Below are 18095 nucleotides of genomic sequence, written 5' to 3' on the forward strand. Positions count from 1 at the left end.
TGATGTGGGCAACCTGGACCGCCGAGCTCGAGGACATCACGCCGCTCAGCAGGACCGAGTGCAGGTCGGCGCTGAACGAGCGGATTTCTTCCATCGCGCTCTTGTTGCGGCGAACCAGCCAGTTGTAGCCCAGCACCGCAGGCACAGCCACTGCCAGACCGATCGCGGTCATGATCAGCGCTTCACCGACCGGACCGGCAACCTTGTCGATCGACGCCTGGCCGGCGATACCGATCGCGGTCAGCGCGTGGTAAATACCCCAGACGGTACCGAACAGGCCGACGAACGGCGCGGTCGAACCGACAGTTGCCAGGAATGCCAGGCCGTCTTGCAGGCGGCTTTGGACTTTCTCCACCGAACGCTGGATCGACATCGTCACCCAGGTATTCAGGTCGATCTGCTCCAGCAGCGCGCCGTCATGGTGCTGGGTCGAATTCACGCCGTTTTGGGCGATGAAGCGGTAAGCGCTGTTTGGCTTGAGGCCGGCCACGCCTGCCTCGACGCTAGCGGCTTTCCAGAATGTCTTTTGTGCATTTTTTGCCTGGCCCATCAGTTTCACCTGCTCGATCAGCTTGGTGATGATGATGTACCAGCTGCCCATCGACATCAGCACCAGGATGATCAGGGTGCCGCGGGCGACGAAGTCGCCGCCTTTCCACAGGGCGTCCAGGCCGTACGGATTGTCCACGGTTTCCTTGGCTGCCGGCTGTGGCGGCGGGGTTGGGCTATCTGCCAGCGATGCCGCTGCAGCAGTGTCGGCCGCTTTCGGCGCATCTGAGGCTGCTGGTGCCGACGCTGCTGGAGCCGATGCGGCGGCTGGTGTTTGGGCGATTGCTGCCAGTGGCGCCGAGATCGTCGCGGCGGAGATCATCAGGGCAGTGGCAAGGGCGGACAGGCGGTTACGAGTGATAGGCATGCTGATGCTCCAAAATTTAGAAAGTAGATTGCCGCAATCGCGACGTGATGGTGTATTTGTGCGCATTTGCGCTTATCCGCGCCTACTCGAGCTTCCAGACATACTGCATCCTGGTCGACGACTGCACCGCTTTGCCATCGGCCATGGCGGGGCTGAAATGGCACAGGCTCCACGCTTTTACCGTGGCCCGGTCCAGGTCCTTGAAACCGCTGCTTTTTTCAACCGCAGAATCAAGGACGTTGCCGTCGGCGCCGATGGTCAGCTTGACCGTCACCATGCCCTCTTCTTCGTTGCGCAAGGACGACCGCGGGTATTCCGGCTTCTCGCAATTTCCTGCAATCTTGGCGCTGGTGTGCGCCGGCCCAGCCTCGCCGGCAGCCGACGGCTGCGCCACCGAAGTCGGCAGGTCGTTGGACGGCGGTTTGACATTGGTCACCGCGGCAATCACATTATCCTGCGGCGGCGGCGTTACTTTTACTTCTGGCGGAGGAACGAACGGCGGTGGCGGCGCGACCGATTTTGGCGGCGGCGGCACCACCTGGTCCGGCGGCGGCGGCGGCGGCGGCTTGAACTCTTCGATGATCTTGGTCTCGACCGGCTGCTGGATCACTTCTACAACCTTACGGGCAAGCCCTGTAAGAAGTCCATAAACCAGAAGAACATGCAAAACAACGACCACGCCGATGCCAACTAGATTCCTGGGAGGGCTTTTTCCATCCTGCGCAAAATTCATACCTGCCTCCTTGACTATCAAAGTCCGCCCTCAACGGCCAGGCCGCGGAGATCGGCAATTCCACAAACTCGACGAAACACATTGCTGCCCGTCGAAAACTGTATCTTCTGAAATGGATTACACCATGGTGAGAATGCACAAATATCTTGTTTTATCAATCTCGCGGAACACAATCCATGGTTTTTGGCGCTAGCGCCAGCATGGCTTGCTGCAGAGGTCACCGTTGAATGGAAACGGTGCGGATTCTGTTAAAACTCACCACGAGAGTGCGAGAAACCGTCAGTCACTCTGCATTGCGATCGGGATGTTCATTGATTACGAGTAGGTGAAAAACAGAGCGCTCACTCCTGCTCAACAAACTTATCCAAGATCAATTCAGCCTGAGCGGGCATCTGCTTTGAAAACCGGCTGATCAAGAACGGTTCTATAGGTGTCGTGGTACGTCCGGTATCGATCAGCTCCGCCATCACATCGCCAACTCCCGGGCCAAGCTGGAAGCCATGTCCGCAAAAGCCGAATGCGTAATGCAAGCCGCTGACCCGGGCACTCGGCCCCATGACCGGCAGGTCGTCCGGCATATAACTTTCAACGCCGCTCCACACCCGGATTACATTCAAATTCGCCAGCGCCGGCGCCAGCCGCTGCAACTGCCTTAACTGGTTCAAGGTATTCTTCGGCATCACGTAGGCACGCCGCAGATCCGGGTAAGCAGGACCACGGCCACCGCCGCCGAAGATGATGTTGCCGCGCGGGATCTGGCGGAAGTACAAAATCTCTTCGTCACGCGGCGAAGTCACTCCCACCACCGTCTTCAAACCATACGGCACCGGTTCGGTAACCCCCATTTGCGGACCGCGCGCAACCAGGTCGACCGGTTCGTCGAATTGCAGGCACAGCTTGTCGGCCCAGGCTCCCGCCGCCACCAGCATCGCCGGCGCCTTAAACAAGCGGCCGTCGGTGGCGCTGACAAGAAAATCGTCGCCCTGCCTGGTTATCGCGTCCACTTCGGTATTCTCGAAAATCTGCGCGCCGTTTTTTGCTGCGGCACGACCGAACGCCGGCGCCGCCAGGCGTGGATTGGCATGGCCGTCGAGCGGCGAATACGACGCTGCGCCGACCTCCGGCCCCAGGAATGGGAAACGTGCGCGCATCCGTTCGCCGGCGAACATTTCCAGGTCGAGGCCGTAAGTACGCGCAGCAAGTGCATACTCCTCCAGCATGCCGACCCTATCCTGGCCATAGCAGACGCGGATATGGCCGGAGGGTAAAAACTCCACATCTTCACCAATCAGCTGCGGTAGCCGCCGCCAGATGTCCAGCGAGCGATTGGCCAGCGGCAGCTGCGGCAAGAAGCGCCCTTGCCGCCGCACATTGCCGAAATTGGTGCCGCTGGCTTGCTGCCCCAACAGTCCGCGTTCCAGCAATATCACAGAGCGTCCGCGCTGACGCAGGAAAAAAGCAGTGGCGCTGCCCATGATGCCGCCACCTACGATAATCACATCCGCCTGCCGGGTCGTCATGGCGCATCCTCTACAACGCTGAACGCCAGCGGCTTGACCGGCGCTTGCGCCCGCAAACGGCCGACCTCTGCAATCGGAATGCCAGCTGCCGCCGCAATCACTTCGGCGCCGGCATGACCGCAATAACGTCCCTGGCAACGGCCCATGCCGACTCGGCTGAAAGCCTTGGCGCGATTTGCTTCAACAGCCCCCATGCCAGACACCGCGTGCCGCAACTCACCGGCGGTGATGCATTCACAGCGGCAGACAATTGCCTCATCGGGCAAACTGGCCGCTTGCCGTGCCGGCCAGGGAAATGCCTGTAGCAAACCCTGGCGGAAACGTTCCATCGCCAGCTGTTGCTTACGCAACGCTGCGAACTCTGGCTGGTCCACCGTGTGACCGCAATCGGCAAGCGCTGCCAGCGCTGCCAGGCGGCCGGCATTTTCGGCGCCGTCGGCACCGAGAATGCGTACGCCGTCGCCGGCCAGATACACGCCGGGCACAGAACTTCGGCCGTCTTCGCCTGTTCTCGGCAACCACTGCCGTGAAGCATGATCAAAAGCAAATTCGCAACGCGCGAGATCGGCCAACTGGGTTTCAGCCCGCAGGTGATAACCCATCGCCACCGCATCGCAAGATATGCTGGCGGTTTCTCCATTGGCTTGACGATAGCTGACCGCCCGCACGCCCTTATCCGCATCGCCGATAATTTCCAGCGGCGTCACGCCGTTCAGCACCGGCACCCCGGCGCGCTTGATCGCCGCAACCAGCAACACGCCCTTTTTCAGCAGCGAAGGGCGCGCCATCAATTTTGGCATTGCACTCAGCTGCTGCCAGAAACTCGACGTATCCAGCACTGCCGCCACTTTGGCGCCGGCTTTGATATATTGGCTCGCTACCAGATACAGCAGCGGTCCGCTGCCGAGAAACACGACTTCGCGGCCAACCGAGCAAGCTTGAGATTTCAGCGCAACCTGCGCCGCGCCGAGGCTGTAGGTGCCGGCGAAATGCCAACCCTTGAGCGGCATCAGGCGGTCGGTGGCGCCGGTGCACAGCACCAGGATTTCATACGCCAGGCTACTCACATGGCCATTTCTGACCAAGTGTATGCGGCCCTCGCTGACATTCCAGGCCAGCGTTTCCGGCAGGTAATCAATCGCACCACGCAAGGCGTCGAAGCTGCGATGCAGCGACTCGGCGCGCCCGGCCTCTGTTCCGTACAAAGTACCATACGGACGTTTGAAATTTTCCGGCTGGCGGCGATAGATCTGGCCACCGTCGCGGCGGCCCTCATCGATCACGGTGGGCCGCAAGCCTGCCTTGACGAACTGTTCGGCGCAGCGCACCCCTGCCGGGCCGGCGCCGACAATCACTACGCGAGGTTGGGCCATGTCAGCTCCGGTTGACGGGTTGATATTTGCATTCCTTCGCTGACCAGCGTCGAACAGGCGCGCAGGCGGCCACCGGCAGCAGTCCAGACCCAGCAATCCTGGCAGGCTCCCATCAGGCAAAAACCGGAACGCTTGCCATCGCCGAATTCAGACTGGCGCAAATGATCGATATTGTTCAAGATCGCCACCATCAGCGTATCGCCCTGCAACGCTTCGGCCGGCTTATCGTTGATCAGAAATACGATCTTTTCACGCTCGGTTTCGCCGAGCCTGACAAAACGTGTGTTGCTGCTGTTCATACCGTTACACCTTCGACTGCAATCAACGGTTGTTGCAAATGCTGCAAATCGGTATCGGTGCGATGGCAAAGAATCTCGCCGCCGTGCTCCAGCGAGCGCCGCAGCGGCGGCACTACATTACAAGTGCCATCGACGCGCAGCGAACAACGGTGCAGGAAAGCACAGATATCGGGCGAAGACGCCACCTCGCCGATGGCCGGCAGATCCTGCGGCACGCGGCCGCATACCTGCTCTAGCCAGCCCTGCTTGAGCGCCGGCACGGACGACAGCAACAGATGCGAATACGGATGATATGGAGGCGCCATCATCGCTTCACGCGGCCGCTTGGCAACCATGCGGCCGGCATACAGAACCACGATGTCGTCGCAAATGGCGCGCACGGTGCTGATGTCATGGCTGATAAACATAAGAGACACATTCAACTCGCGCCGCAGTTCGGCCAGCAAATCCAGGATCGCCGCGCCGACTACCGTATCCAGCGCCGAGGTTACCTCGTCGCACAGGATCAGATCGGGATTGGCCGCCAGCGCCCGCGCCAGGTTGGCACGCTGCTTCTGCCCACCCGAAAGTTCGCCCGGCAAGCGGTCGATGACACTGCCTGGCAGTTGCACCAGATCCAGCAACTGGGCGATGCGCTTGCGTTTCGCGTTGCCGTCAAGCCCATGATAAAAAGCCAGCGGCCGCGCCAGCATGCGGCCTATGGTGTGCGCCGGATTGAGCGCGGTGTCGGCATTCTGGAACACGATCTGTACCCGCCGGAACTGCTCTCGGCTGCGGCCCTGCAGGGTTGGCGGCAGCGGTTCGCCGTCGAGCGTGATACTGCCGCGCGCCGGCGCCACCAGGCCTGCCACGGTGCGCGCCAGCGTGGTCTTGCCAGAGCCGGATTCGCCGATAATGCCGATGGTGGTGCCGCGCCGTATCGTCAAATTGATGTCATCCAGAATCCGTACCGACGGCAATCCCTTGTTGTCCGGCCGGCCATAACCTGCAATCAGGCCCCGTATGCGCAACAACGGCGCATCCTGTTCCTGTTCCTGCTCCGGCGCCAGCGGCAGTTGCCCGCGTGCTGCCGGTGCGGCAGCCGCCAGCAGGCTCTGGGTATAGGTATTCTCGGGCGCGGTCAGAATCTGACCGGTACTGCCGACCTCGCGGATCTGGCCGTCGCGCAGCACCACGATGCGATCCGCCATTTGCGCCACCACTGCCAGGTCATGCGAGACATAGACGGCGGTGGTGCCGAGTTCCTTGACCACATTCTTGAAGGCACGCAGCACTTCGATCTGCGTCGTCACATCGAGCGCCGTGGTCGGCTCGTCCAGGATCACCAGTTCGGGATCGGTAATCAGCGCCATCGCCGCCATCAGGCGCTGCAGCTGACCGCCCGAAACCTGATGCGGATAACGCTTGCCAATGTTTTCAGGATCAGGCAATGCCAGAGAACGGAACAGGCCGACCGCCTTGGCTTCGGCCTGGGCACGTGTCATGGTCTTGTGGATCAGCGCACTTTCGATAACCTGGTCCATCAGCGTTTTCGACGGATTGAAAGCCGCTGCTGCGCTCTGGGCGATATAGGCGACGTCGCGGCCGCGCATGTGCGACAACTCGGCCCGAGTCATGCTCAACAGCTCACGCTGGCCGACTCGAATGCTGCCGCCGACGATACGACAACCGGCACGGGCATAACCCAGCAGCGACAGCGCGATGGTGGTCTTGCCGGAACCCGATTCGCCGATCAGCGCCAGCACTTCACCGCGCGCAACCGAAAAATCCACATCCTTGACGATCACCACATCGTCGCCGCTGTCTTTGGTGGCGACTACCCGCAAGCCGGAAACCTTGACCAGATCACTGTCGCCGGTTTTGACGTTGGCTTTGGCGTTCTTGTTCATATCAATCCTTCCTGGAGCGCTTGCCACGCAAATTATCGATCAACAGGTTGACACCGATGGTCAGCGTCGCAATCGCCAGCGCCGGCATGATGACGGCAGGAGCGCCCTCGCCCAGGCCGGCAATGTTTTCCCGCACCAGCGAGCCCCAGTCGGCATCCGGCGGCTGGACCCCCAAGCTAAGAAAACTCAGGCCGCTCAGCAGCAACACCACGAACACGAAGCGCAAGCCGGCGTCAGCCAGCACCGGACGGATCATGTTCGGCAGCATCTCGATGCAAGTGATATACAGTGCACCCTCGCCGCGAGCACGGGCAGCCTGAACGTATTCCATGGTTTGCACATTCACCGCCAGCGCGCGCGAAATCCGGTAGGAACCCGGCATGTAAGTGATGGCTGCCGTAATGATCAGCAACTCAGGCGAAGAACCGAAAGAGGCCACCATCATCAATGCAAACATCTTGCTCGGAATCGAAATCAGAGCATCCAGCGTGCGGCTCATGACGGCGTCGACCCAACCGCCGGCCAGCGCCGCGCACAGCGCCAATCCGGTGCCTATCGAGCAAGCCAGGAGCGTCGCCGCCAGCGCCAGGCCGATGGTGTAACGGGTGCCGAACAGAATCCGGCTGAGCATATCGCGGCCGAGGTAGTCGCTGCCCAGCAATAATTTCCTGCTGAGGCTGCCGAAGACATCGGCATCCACAATCTGTCCGGCGTCGTAAGGCGAGATGGTTGGTCCGATCACGGCCATCAATAGCCAGAAAACCACGATGCACAGGCCGATCAGGCCAAGGATGGATATCGAAAAACGGCGCGGCTTCGCTGCCGGCGACGGCGGCGGCAATTTGTCGGCGACGACGACATTGGAGTTAGGCATGGTATTCACCGGTTCCTCAACCTTGGATTGGAGACGATCGCGCAGATGTCTGCGGCCAGCACCAGCAGCAGATAGGCGCAACAGAAAATCATCGCGCAGGCTTGCACCAGCGGCATGTCGCGGGTTGTGACGGCATCGATCATCAGGCTGGCGATGCCGGGATAGTTGAAAATGGATTCGACGATGATTACCCCGCCCAGCAGGTAAGACAGGCTCAGCGCCACCGCATTGGCAATCGGCCCGATAGCATTCGGCAAAGCATGGCTCAGCACGATGCGGGTTGGCCGGGCGCCTTTGAGTGCGGCCATCTCGACATAGGAAGAACTCAACTGATCAATGACTGCGGCCCGTGTCATGCGGGACATCTGCGCCACGATCACGCAGCACAAGGTAAGCACCGGCATCGCGTATGCCTTCAGGAACTGGCCGGCCGAAGCGATATCGGCAGTGTGTGAAAGCGCCGATAGCCAGCGCAGCTTGACCGCAAATATCATCACGGCAATGGTTGCCACCAGAAATTCCGGTACCGACACCATCGATACTGAACCGACGCTGATCACGCGATCGAAAAGGGAGCCGCGATACATGGCGGAGGTAATTCCCAGTGTCAGCGCAATCGGCACCGACACTGCGGCAGTCACGGCCGCCAGCAGCAGAGAACTGGGCAGGCGGCCGGCAATCAGCTGCGCTACCGGCACGTTGTTGACCAGTGAAATCCCCGGATTACCGGATAATAATCCACTCAGCCAGTAGAAATAGCGCACTGGCGCCGGTTGATCCAGACCGAACTGCAAACGCAGTGCGGCCACGGTTTCCGGTGTTGCCGACTGGCCGAGCGCCGCTTGCGCCGCATCGCCGGGCAACAGGTTGGTAATCAAAAAGACCCCGATCGACACTAGCAGCAATGTCAATATTCCGAGGCCGAGCCGGTTGATAATAAGACGTCCGACCGTGCCGTTCATTACATCTTCCTTTCTGACATCCGCCCGGCTGCAGCGCTAGACTGCCATGCAGTTGCAACCTGACGAATGTTGTTCTCAGCCATAATCTGCTGCAGGCATGCGGCCACAAACACGCCTTGCGTCTTTTTGAAGCAGAACCTCAGGCTTCCAGCCAGACATATTCGGCAGCGGTGTAGTTCATGAACGCCCCCAGAGGAATTGGCTGGATACCTTTGATCTTGCTGCTGACGCCTTCCAGGTTGACGATAAACACCGGAACCCCGATCCCGCATTTTTCATGCACCAGTACCTGCATGTCAGCATACATCTGTTTGCGCTTGGCGAAATCGGTCTGGGCCCGCGCCGCCACCAGCAATTGATCGAACTGATCGTTCTTCCAGCCCGACTCGTTCCACGCGGAATCCGACTTGAAGAACTGGGTGAACAGGATGTCAGCGCTAGGACGCGGATTGATGTTGCCGAAACCGAGCGGTACTTTCATCCATTGATTGGACCAGTAACCGTCGGCAGGCATGCGCTTGACATCCAGCTTCAGGCCGATCTTCTGCGCCGATTGCTGCATCAACAGCGCCATGTCGACCGAACCGGCGGCGGCAACCGTGGCCACCAGCGGAATGGTGCTGCCGATCACGCCGGCCTTCTGCAAATGGAACTTGGCCTTATCCGGATCGTATGGGCGTTGCGGCAAGCCGGCGAAATGAAAGCGGTTGGTCGGATCGATAGGCTGATCGTTGCCGATCACGGCATAGCCGCGGAAGGCGGCAGTCTTGATCTGTTCGCGATCCATCAGGTATTTCATGCCGAGCGTGAAATCGTTGCTCTTGCCTGGCGCCACATCCTGGCGGATGACCAGGTCGGTGTAAAGGCCGGATTTGGTTTCCAGTACGGTATAACCAGGGCTCGACTTGACGCGTTGGGTCGAGCGCGGATTTACTTCATTGATCCAGTGCACGTCGCCGGACAGCAGCGCATTGATGCGCGCTGCTTCGTCTGGAATGCCGAACAGTTCGACTTCGTCCAGGTACGGTTTGCCGGACTTCCAGTATTCTTCGTTGCGAACGCCGACGGTGCGCACGCCCGGCGTGAATTCCTTGCACTTGAAGGCGCCGGTTCCGTTTGCCGTGGTGAATGTGGTGGTGCCGTCCTTGATGATCAGGAACTGAGCGGTGGCCAGGATTACCGGCAAGTCAGCATTCGGGCCGGTCAGCTTGATCTGTACTTCGTTGGGGCCGCTGGCTTTGATCGATTCGAACTGGTCGGCGAGCGCCTTGGCCTTCGATGCCGTCGCCGGATCCTTGTGGCGCATCAATGAATACACCACGTCGGCGGGAGTCAAGGGCTTGCCGTCATGGAAACGAACGCCGCTGCGCAGCTTGATAGTCCACAGCGTGGCGTCGCTGGTATTGATTTCTTCCGCCAGCACCATTTGCGGCGCCAGTTTGGCATCCAGCGTGGTCAAGCCGTTATAGAACATGTTGACCCGGGTGTAATCGGTGGAAAGCGCCGCCTTGGCCGGATCGAGGGTATCGGCGGTGGAGCTGGACTGCGTCGCGATCTTGATCTTGCCACCGCGCCGCGGCGTCTGTGCATAAGCATTCCCGGCCACCGCCAGCATGCTGCCAGCGGTACCCACCATCATGCTGCCGGCCAATACCGTGCGCATCATGTCGCGCCGCGTAAAGCCGGTGTGTGCGCTTTCCAGTTGCTCCCCGACGCTGGATTGACCGCTCGCTTTGTCCTGCTCGAATTTATTCGTTGTCATGATAGCCTCGCCCAAAAAATCAAAAAAATGATATGACCAACCTTACCTCCGGTCAGCGTTTTTTTTACGCTCTCCCCCTGCTCATCGATATATGAACAGCCTGCGGTGGCCGAGCCTGATTGCAACATCGCTTTACAACTAAACTAGCAATTAACATGCCGCTGCCAACAGCTTTTTATTAAAGCCGGCGTAGAGCCGGCACGGAGCAGGCGCTCAACTCAATTTGTCGCGCAACTGGTAGTACGCGCCTACCAGCGGCAAAAACCAGGGCTTGCCGAAATGGCCGGGAATCGGCGGCCAGCGCATTTCCCGCCAGGGATTGGATTGCGGGTTTCCCATCATCACATCAGCCATGGCCTGGCCCATGTGGACCGCCATCTGCACCCCATGGCCGCTGTAGCCGAGCGAGTAGAACAGGTCATTGTGAGTACCTGCGCGCGGCAAGCGATCGGCCGACATATCGACCGAACCGCCCCAGCAATAATCGATGCGCGTGTCGCGCAATGCCGGAAACATCTCGACCATCGCCGCCTGCAGCAATGCCCCGCTCTTCTGGTCCGAGCGTGGATTGGACACGGCAAAGCGCGCCCGGCCGCCGAACAACAAGCGGTGATCCGGCGTAATGCGGAAATAATTGCCGATGTTCTTGGTTGTCACATAATTCCGCTGGCCCGGGACAATCACGTCCAGCAACGCTTGCGGCAAGGTCTCAGTGACGATAATGAAACTGCCGACCGGTACCAGGCGCCGCCGGAAATACGCAAACGGCCCGGTGCCGCAACCGCCGCAAGCCAGCAACACCTGTTTCGCTTCCACCGTGCCTCTGCTGCTATGCACGCGGTAAGCCTGCCCGGATAATTGTTCGAGCCGGGTAACCTCGGCCGATTCGAAAATGCGGGCGCCATGGCGGGCTGCGGCATCCGCCAAACCCACGCCAAACTTACCGACATGCAATTGCGCACTAGTCTTTTGCAGCAAACCGCCATAAAAACCGTTGCCGCCGACTTCCCGTGCAATGTCTTGCGGCGCAACCAGAGCCAATTGCGGATCGACGTCGTCGATCAGGTCGCTATAGACCTGCTGTAATTTGGCATAGTGTTCCGGCTTGGCAGCAACCTTCAACTTGCCGCAACGCTTAAAGTCGCAATCAAGTTTTTCATCGACGACAATTTTTTCCACCGTGTCGACAGCGCTCACAAACGACTGGTACAACTCTTTGGCTTTATCCTTGCCAATGCGCATAGCCAGCTCGGAAAAATCGTGCGCCAGGCCGCCATTGCACTGGCCGCCGTTGCGGCCTGATGCTTCACCGGCCACCTGTCCCGCCTCCAGCAGCACCACCGACAGATTCTTGCGGCTCAACGCCAATGCCGCCGACAAGCCGGTAAAACCACCGCCAACGATAACGACGTCGGCTTTCTCCGGCACCGCCCCCTCGGCGCCGGCGGAAAACCTTGGCGCCGTGTCTAGCCAATAAGATTCCAGTTTCATGCGATTCCTGACAAGACGGTGGCGGGGATGCGGTTCAAAGACCGACTACGCCAGGCAAACCGCCGATATCGGTGATTTCGGTATAACCGTAGTGTGGCGTCGATGGTTCATGGCCGCGCGCCACGAATACCTTGTTCTTGATGCCCATGTCGCTGGCCGGCATCAAGTCGTAACGCAGGCTGGACGAAACGTGCAGCACATCTTCCGGATTGCAGTTCAGGTTATCCAGCATGTATTCAAAAGCGCGCAGGCGCGGCTTGTAGGCTTGCGCCTGCTGTGCGGTAAACACTTTGTGGAACGGCGCGCCTAGCTTGTCGACGTTGTGCTGGATCTGGTCGTCGGAAGCGTTCGAAAAAATTACCAGCGGGAATTCCTTGGCTACCCGCGCCAACGGTTCCGGCACATCTGCATGCGGACCCCAGGTCGGCACTGCCTGATAGAACAAGCCGGCTTCTTCCTCGGTGGTTTGTATATTCCAACGGGCGCAGGTGCGTTTCACGGCATTCTTCACCACTTCTTCATAAGGCTTCCACTGATCGAGCACTTCGTCGAGGCGATAGGCGGCAAATTGCCGTATGAACATCGGCATATCGGCTGCGGAAACGCGGTCTGCGAACAATTCTTTTGCCATGTCCCCCATCCGGAAGCGGGTCAATGTGCCGTAGCAATCGAAGGTAATGAATTTTGGCCTGAAGATGGTCATTTAAGGTAGTCCTCTAACGGTTGTAATAGCTTCCGGAACAGCTCCCGGCGGCGGCGAAAACAGACTTGTGCGGTCGGCGGCGGTGTTAGCCGATCTCTTGTTTACGAGATGATTACACCATACAAAAATACTGTGAATCTCCCGTTTTCAAGCCGTCATGAAACAGAAACATTTGTTTTATGCGGCTCAATCAGCACAGCTTGCCGAGCAGTGCAGCAATGCTCTATGGCAGGGCGAATTCCACGAAAATTCACCATCACGGTGCGAAAAGATGGGCATTTATCAACACCAGCGTCCTGTCCTACTCGGCAAAATCAATCAGCACGCTCTTGATCCGCAGGTTCGCTTCAAATGCCTGCCGTCCCAGATCCTTGCCCATGCCAGAGCGCTTGTAGCCGCCGGTGGGGATCACGAAATCGGAGGTGCGTCCGTAGCGGTTGATCCACACCGTACCGGCTTCCAGGGTGCGGGCGAAGCGCAGCGCCCGGCCGATGTCGCTGGTGTGTACGCCGGCTGCCAGTCCGTAATCCGGATGCGCGGCCAGCGTCAGCGCTTCGGCGTCGTCATCGAATACTTGCACTGTCAGCACCGGGCCGAAGATTTCACTGTTGACTGCTTCCATGCCGCTATTGACGCCGGCCAGGATGGTTGGCAAGTAATAGGAACCGTTACCGGTGCGCGGCGCCAGCGCGCCGCCCGTCACCAGTTGCGCGCCGGCGGCGATGGTGCGGTTGACGATGCCGTCGATGCGGTCGGCCTGGCCCTTGGAAATAATAGGAGCCAGCGTGGTTGCCTGCTGCCAGGTCGGCCCTGCACGCAAAGCTTCGAAAGAGCGAGCGATGCCGGCTACAACTTGTTCTGCCGCGCCGCGCTGTACGATCAGGCGCGAGCCGGCAACGCAGACCTGGCCGGCATTGCCGGAAATCGCAGCAGCCACCATACGCGCTACCTTGTCCAGGTCGGGGGCATCGGCAAACACGATTTGCGGGCTCTTGCCACCCAGCTCCAGCGTTACCGGCTTGGTGCCGCTTTCGGCACAAGCCCGCATGATCGCGGCGCCGGTCTGAGTCGAACCGGTGAAAGTGACTTTCGACACCTTGGGATGACGGCACAAGCTGTCGCCGGTGATCCTGCCATTGCCCTGTATTACATTGAAAATTCCTGCGGGAATACCGGCCTTGATAGCCAGCTCTGCCACCCGCAAGATGCTATAGGGCGTCATTTCCGAGGGTTTTAAAACTACTGCGTTGCCAGCCGCCAACGCCGGGCCGATTTTCCATGAAGCCATGACCAGTGGAAAATTCCACGGCGCAATCGCCGCCACCACGCCATAGGGCTCGCTGATCGTCATCCCCAGGTGATCGCTGCGGGTCGCCGCGACTTCGCCGCCGTGCTTATCCGCAAATTCTGCAAAAAAACGGATGCCCTCAGCCGTAAACGGCACGTCCCACTGGACGGCATCGCGGATTGGGCGCGTCGATCCCAATGCCTCCATTGGCGCCAGCACGGCAACGTCGGCCTCGATCAGGTCGGCCCAGCGGCGCAGGATGCGCGCCCGTTCGCGCGGAGGCTGGGTAGCCCAATTGCTGGTCTTGAATGCATGCCAGGCGTTTTCCACGGCGCAATCCACCAGCGTTGCATCGGCCACCGGCAAACCGGCATAGACATGGCCGTCGGATGGGCGCAGCACGTCAATCAGATTGCTGCCGCCATCGACATAAACACCGCCGATGAAATGCGCGCTGTTAACCACAACCTGATCCGGGGCAAAATCTTGCATGGAATATCCTTTAGAGTAATTGGTGCTGAATGTGGCGTTACATATGACGATTTATGCGCCGCCTGATGCGTTTTGTTCATAACGCCGATGCTAATCCGGAATACGGCGTATTTTGTGCTGAGACGATAGTCCAGCTCGCAACAAGATTGCGTAATTCCGCAGCAGATGGAGGAATCCTGCTGCAAGAAACAGGGCATCATTCGCTATCACCAGAAATCACCAAAAATCTTGCTGCACCCTACCCAGGCAGCAAGGTCCGGCGAGTTATCGACAAGGAGAAAGCCATGCAAGAACAAACTGCCAGCCAATTTACGCTGCGCCCGCTTGGCGAGACCGATCTCGCCGCTTGTCATCGTCTGTCGCTGGCGCTGAAATGGCCGCACAGCCTGGAAGACTGGCAATTCATTTATCAGTTAGGCAACGGCTTCGCCATAGAGAGGCGGAGCGATGGCCAGCCCCCAGCCCTGGTCGGCAGCGCCTTGTGCTGGCGTTTCGGAAACGCCTACGCCACGCTCGGCATGGTTATCGTGCAGGCAGCTCAGCAGGGCCTTGGATTGGGGCGTCAATTGATGGAGCAGCTGTTGCAGGAGCTAGGCTCGCGCAATATCATGCTGCACGCTACGCCGGCCGGCCAGCCGCTATATGAAAAGCTGGGCTTTGCCGCCACCGGAAAACTGCATCAGCACCAGGGTTCCGCCATGCAGTCGCCGTTGATTCCGCTACCTGCGGGTGAACGGATCAGGCCGCTTGGCGTCAACGATATCGCCAGATTGCAAGCACTTGACGCGCGCGCTACCGGCATGGATCGCAGCCAGCTCCTGGCTGCACTAAACGATGTGGCGGAAGGTGTCGCCATCGACCGCGACGGCGAAATGCTGGGTTTTGCACTGGTGCGGCGTTTCGGCCATGGCCGCGTTATCGGGCCGGTTATCGCGCCGGATGCCGTCCATGCAAAAGCGCTTATCAGCCACTGGATCAACACTTACGCAGGATCTTTCATCCGGATTGATGTACCAGACGCCAGCGGCCTGAGCGAATGGCTGAGCGAAATCGGATTAACCCGGGTCGATACCGTGATCGCCATGCTCAAGGGTGCTCCAGCAAAAAAAGATCCCGGCCTGCAACTGTATTCGCTGATCAACCAGGCGCTCGGCTAAACGCGACGCTTGGCACGCACAACGCAAGCAGCGCGAATTGCAACGCTTTCATCCTCAAGGAACGACATGAGTTTCCTATATAAGGCGGACCCGGTGCGGGGCGCCGAATGGGCGCGCTTGTTCGCCGAAAAAGCACCGGATATTCCATTTCACTGCTGGCCAGACTACGGTGCAGCCGAGCAGGTTCGTTATCTCGCCGCCTGGTTGCCACCGGAAGACATGGCAAGCCGGTTTCCCAATGTCGAAGTAGTATTTTCGGTGGGAGCCGGCATCGATCAATTCGATTTTTCGTTGTTGCCGCCGCATATCCCGGTGGTGCGCATGATCGAGCCGGGCATCGCCGACGGCATGGTCGAATACGTCACACACGCGGTACTCGCCATCCATCGGCAAAGCCACCTTTACGCCCGGCAGCAACGCGAACAGCGCTGGCAGGCGCATTTGGTCAAGCCCGCGGCAAGCCGCCGCATCGGCATGCTTGGACTCGGCGTGCTCGGACAGTCCGTGCTGGCCAAGCTGCATGACTTTGGTTTTCCCTGCGTCGGCTGGAGCCGCTCGGCGCGCACCCTGGAAGGCATCACATGCTATGCCGGCGAAGATGAGCTGGCGGCGTTCCTGGCGTGCAGCGATATCCTGATCTGCCTGCTGCCGCTGACCGAGAGCACACGCGGCATTCTTAACCGAAAATTATTTGCGGCATTGCCGATCGGTGCTGCAATCATCAACGTCGGCCGCGGCGGCCACCTGGTCGAAGCGGATTTGCTGGAAGCGTTGGACAGCGGTCAATTGTCGTCGGCCACGCTGGATGTCTGCGAGACCGAACCGCTGCCCGCCGGCCACCCATTCTGGGGTCGTCCGGAAATCGTGCTTACTCCCCACATTGCCAGCATGACGCAACCAGCCGGCGCAGTCGAAGCCGTGCTCGACAATATTCGCCGCCATCAGGCCGGCCAGTCGTTGATTGGCCTGGTCGACAGGAGGCGGGGATATTGAAAAACATCCGGCGAGAAAAATGGCGGTACCGGCAGCGACCGCAGAAAATGTTGCGTCGCACTTGAAATACCCAATTCTTGCCGCTTTCAGAGAAGCATATTGCAAGCTAACGCTGCGCTGGCGGACGTAATATGGTTGCACAATTTTCGATGCAACAGCCGCCGAACACGCCACAGCCTCCCTTGGAAAACACTATGCAAAACTCTACCCTTGTCGCACTTGACCGTAGTCACCTGATCCATCCAGTAACCAGTTTCCGCGGCCACGAGCAGCAGGGTGTCGCCATCTTGCAATCGGCGCGCGGCGCCTATCTCACCGACCAGCATGGGCATGAATTGCTGGATGCGTTCTCCGGCCTGTGGTGCGTCAATACCGGCTACGGCCAAGACAGCATCGTACGTGTCGCTGCCGAACAAATGACGCGCTTGCCTTACGCCACCGGCTATTTTTCTTATGGTTCCGAGCCTGCCATTTTGCTGGCGGCAAAGCTGGTAGCACTCACTCCGGCTTCACTGCAGCATGTCTACTTTACGCTGGGTGGATCGGATGCAGTGGACGCTGCAGTGCGCTATATCACCCATTATTACAACTCTCTGGGCCAGCCGTTCAAAAAACAATTCATCTCGCTGGAGCGAGGCTATCACGGTTCGTCATCGGTTGGCGCCGGATTGACTGCATTGTCCAATTTCCATCTCAACTTCGACTTGCCGCTGCCGAACCAGCACTATATCGCCTCACCCTATCCGTATCGCAACCCGCTCGGCAACGACAACGCGGCACTGATCCAGGGCTCCGTGCAGGCCTTGCGCGACAAGGTGGCGCAGCTCGGCGCCGACAATGTAGCGGCATTTTTCTGTGAACCGATCCAGGGCTCGGGCGGCGTCATCGTGCCTCCGGTCGGCTGGCTCAAGGCGATGGAAACCGCCTGCCGCGAACTGGACATCCTGTTTGTCGTGGATGAAGTCATCACCGGCTTCGGCCGCACCGGCCCGCTATTCGCCTGCGAAGCGGAAAACGTGCAGCCTGACCTGATGACCATGGCAAAAGGATTGACCGCCGGTTATGCACCGATGGGCGCGGTGATGATGTCGGACCGGTTGTACAACACGATCGCCGACGGCGCCGCACGAGAAGCGGTGGTCGGCCATGGGCAAACCTATTCAGCCCATCCGGTCAGCGCTGCCATCGGCCTCGAAGTTTTGCGCCTGTATCACGAAGGCGGTCTGCTGGCCAATGGCATGGCCCAGGCGCCGCATTTTGAGCAAGGTTTGCGTGAGCTGCTGGCACATCCCCTGGTCGGCGATGCGCGCAGCCGCGGCTTGCTTGGCGCGCTGGAACTGGTGGCCGACAAGGCCAGCAAGCGGCGCTTTGAGCCGTCATTGAAATTATCGGAACGGATCGCAGCGGCAGCCTATCGGCGTGGCCTGGTTTTTCGCGCCTTCGGTGACAACATCCTTGGATTCGCCCCGGCGCTGAGCTACACCAGCGGTGAATTCGAGCTACTGTTCAGCCGGCTCAGGAAAATCCTGGACGAGGTGCTTGAGCAGCCGGACGTCCGCAGCGCACTGGCTTAAGGCGTACACACAAGCGATCCGGGGCGACAGCACATTCGCTGGCAGTCGCGCCGGAATTTTTTGTTCACA

Annotated in this window: 15 protein-coding genes; 3 read left to right on the forward strand and 12 right to left on the reverse strand. The window is 59.5% G+C overall.

All coding sequences use genetic code 11. From position 1 onward, the window contains the following. From BM062_RS13085 to BM062_RS13140, 12 genes are all read right to left on the reverse strand, one after another. On the reverse strand, window positions 1-916 hold a 916-nt coding region (locus tag BM062_RS13085), incomplete at its 3' end, for a MotA/TolQ/ExbB proton channel family protein (RefSeq protein WP_092397505.1). An 82-nt stretch (window positions 917-998) separates the two neighbouring features. Further along, on the reverse strand, window positions 999-1526 hold the full coding sequence (locus BM062_RS13090) for an energy transducer TonB (RefSeq protein ID WP_371326584.1): 528 nt from the start codon (window positions 1524-1526) through the stop codon (window positions 999-1001). A 464-nt stretch (window positions 1527-1990) separates the two neighbouring features. Then, the gene (locus tag BM062_RS13095; protein WP_092397509.1) at window positions 1991-3169 is read right to left on the reverse strand and encodes an NAD(P)/FAD-dependent oxidoreductase; all 1179 of its coding nucleotides are present in this window, start codon (window positions 3167-3169) and stop codon (window positions 1991-1993) included. After that, entirely contained in the window at window positions 3166-4542 is a 1377-nt protein-coding gene (locus tag BM062_RS13100) for an FAD/NAD(P)-dependent oxidoreductase (protein ID WP_092397511.1), read from the reverse strand. Before BM062_RS13100 ends, BM062_RS13095 begins: the two co-directional genes overlap by 4 nt. Next, window positions 4524-4841, reverse strand: a complete 318-nt coding sequence (locus BM062_RS13105) for a (2Fe-2S)-binding protein (RefSeq protein WP_092397513.1) — start codon at window positions 4839-4841, stop codon at window positions 4524-4526. Before BM062_RS13105 ends, BM062_RS13100 begins: the two co-directional genes overlap by 19 nt. Continuing rightward, the gene (locus BM062_RS13110; RefSeq protein ID WP_092397515.1) at window positions 4838-6730 is read right to left on the reverse strand and encodes an ABC transporter ATP-binding protein; all 1893 of its coding nucleotides are present in this window, start codon (window positions 6728-6730) and stop codon (window positions 4838-4840) included. Before BM062_RS13110 ends, BM062_RS13105 begins: the two co-directional genes overlap by 4 nt. 1 nt (window position 6731) lies before the next feature. Then, window positions 6732-7604, reverse strand: a complete 873-nt coding sequence (locus tag BM062_RS13115; protein ID WP_092397748.1) for an ABC transporter permease — start codon at window positions 7602-7604, stop codon at window positions 6732-6734. 5 nt (window positions 7605-7609) lie between these two features. Next, window positions 7610-8566 carry an ABC transporter permease gene (locus tag BM062_RS13120; RefSeq protein WP_092397517.1) on the reverse strand — a complete coding sequence of 319 codons (957 nt, stop codon included), beginning with the start codon at window positions 8564-8566 and terminating at the stop codon, window positions 7610-7612. Window positions 8567-8705: 139 nt separating this feature from the next. Further along, a complete protein-coding gene (locus BM062_RS13125; RefSeq protein WP_092397750.1) occupies window positions 8706-10328 on the reverse strand; it encodes an ABC transporter substrate-binding protein in 1623 nt (540 codons plus the stop codon). Between the two features lie 213 nt (window positions 10329-10541). Continuing rightward, entirely contained in the window at window positions 10542-11819 is a 1278-nt protein-coding gene (locus tag BM062_RS13130; protein ID WP_092397519.1) for an NAD(P)/FAD-dependent oxidoreductase, read from the reverse strand. 34 nt (window positions 11820-11853) lie between these two features. Next, window positions 11854-12522 carry a haloacid dehalogenase type II gene (locus BM062_RS13135; RefSeq protein WP_092397521.1) on the reverse strand — a complete coding sequence of 223 codons (669 nt, stop codon included), beginning with the start codon at window positions 12520-12522 and terminating at the stop codon, window positions 11854-11856. 301 nt (window positions 12523-12823) lie between these two features. Then, window positions 12824-14302, reverse strand: coding sequence for an aldehyde dehydrogenase family protein (locus tag BM062_RS13140; protein WP_092397523.1), 1479 nt, complete (start codon window positions 14300-14302; stop codon window positions 12824-12826). Between the two features lie 284 nt (window positions 14303-14586). Between BM062_RS13140 and BM062_RS13145 the strand changes: the two genes are divergently transcribed. The 3 genes from BM062_RS13145 to BM062_RS13155 all read left to right on the forward strand — a co-directional run bounded on the left by BM062_RS13145 (window position 14587) and on the right by BM062_RS13155 (window position 18026). Continuing rightward, window positions 14587-15459: a GNAT family N-acetyltransferase gene (locus tag BM062_RS13145; protein ID WP_092397525.1), complete on the forward strand. Its 873-nt coding sequence runs from the start codon at window positions 14587-14589 to the stop codon at window positions 15457-15459. 66 nt (window positions 15460-15525) lie between these two features. Then, a complete protein-coding gene (locus tag BM062_RS13150; protein ID WP_092397527.1) occupies window positions 15526-16452 on the forward strand; it encodes a 2-hydroxyacid dehydrogenase in 927 nt (308 codons plus the stop codon). Window positions 16453-16646: 194 nt separating this feature from the next. Beyond that, the gene (locus tag BM062_RS13155; RefSeq protein WP_092397529.1) at window positions 16647-18026 is read left to right on the forward strand and encodes an aspartate aminotransferase family protein; all 1380 of its coding nucleotides are present in this window, start codon (window positions 16647-16649) and stop codon (window positions 18024-18026) included. Window positions 18027-18095 lie beyond the last annotated feature (69 nt).

The organism is Collimonas sp. OK412 (assembly GCF_900112135.1).
GTDB classification, from domain to species: Bacteria; Pseudomonadota; Gammaproteobacteria; order Burkholderiales; family Burkholderiaceae_D; genus Collimonas; species Collimonas rhizosphaerae.

Bases quoted from the DNA above. Each gene is read 5' to 3' on its own strand.
- BM062_RS13095 (WP_092397509.1), bottom strand. From the start codon at position 3,169: ATGACGACCCGGCAGGCGGATGTGATTATCGTAGGTGGCGGCATCATG.
- BM062_RS13100 (WP_092397511.1), bottom strand. From the start codon at position 4,542: ATGGCCCAACCTCGCGTAGTGATTGTCGGCGCCGGCCCGGCAGGGGTG.
- BM062_RS13105 (WP_092397513.1), bottom strand. From the start codon at position 4,841: ATGAACAGCAGCAACACACGTTTTGTCAGGCTCGGCGAAACCGAGCGT.
- BM062_RS13110 (WP_092397515.1), bottom strand. From the start codon at position 6,730: ATGAACAAGAACGCCAAAGCCAACGTCAAAACCGGCGACAGTGATCTG.
- BM062_RS13115 (WP_092397748.1), bottom strand. From the start codon at position 7,604: ATGCCTAACTCCAATGTCGTCGTCGCCGACAAATTGCCGCCGCCGTCG.
- BM062_RS13120 (WP_092397517.1), bottom strand. From the start codon at position 8,566: ATGAACGGCACGGTCGGACGTCTTATTATCAACCGGCTCGGCCTCGGA.
- BM062_RS13125 (WP_092397750.1), bottom strand. From the start codon at position 10,328: ATGACAACGAATAAATTCGAGCAGGACAAAGCGAGCGGTCAATCCAGC.
- BM062_RS13130 (WP_092397519.1), bottom strand. From the start codon at position 11,819: ATGAAACTGGAATCTTATTGGCTAGACACGGCGCCAAGGTTTTCCGCC.
- BM062_RS13135 (WP_092397521.1), bottom strand. From the start codon at position 12,522: ATGACCATCTTCAGGCCAAAATTCATTACCTTCGATTGCTACGGCACA.
- BM062_RS13140 (WP_092397523.1), bottom strand. From the start codon at position 14,302: ATGCAAGATTTTGCCCCGGATCAGGTTGTGGTTAACAGCGCGCATTTC.
- BM062_RS13145 (WP_092397525.1), top strand. From the start codon at position 14,587: ATGCAAGAACAAACTGCCAGCCAATTTACGCTGCGCCCGCTTGGCGAG.
- BM062_RS13150 (WP_092397527.1), top strand. From the start codon at position 15,526: ATGAGTTTCCTATATAAGGCGGACCCGGTGCGGGGCGCCGAATGGGCG.
- BM062_RS13155 (WP_092397529.1), top strand. From the start codon at position 16,647: ATGCAAAACTCTACCCTTGTCGCACTTGACCGTAGTCACCTGATCCAT.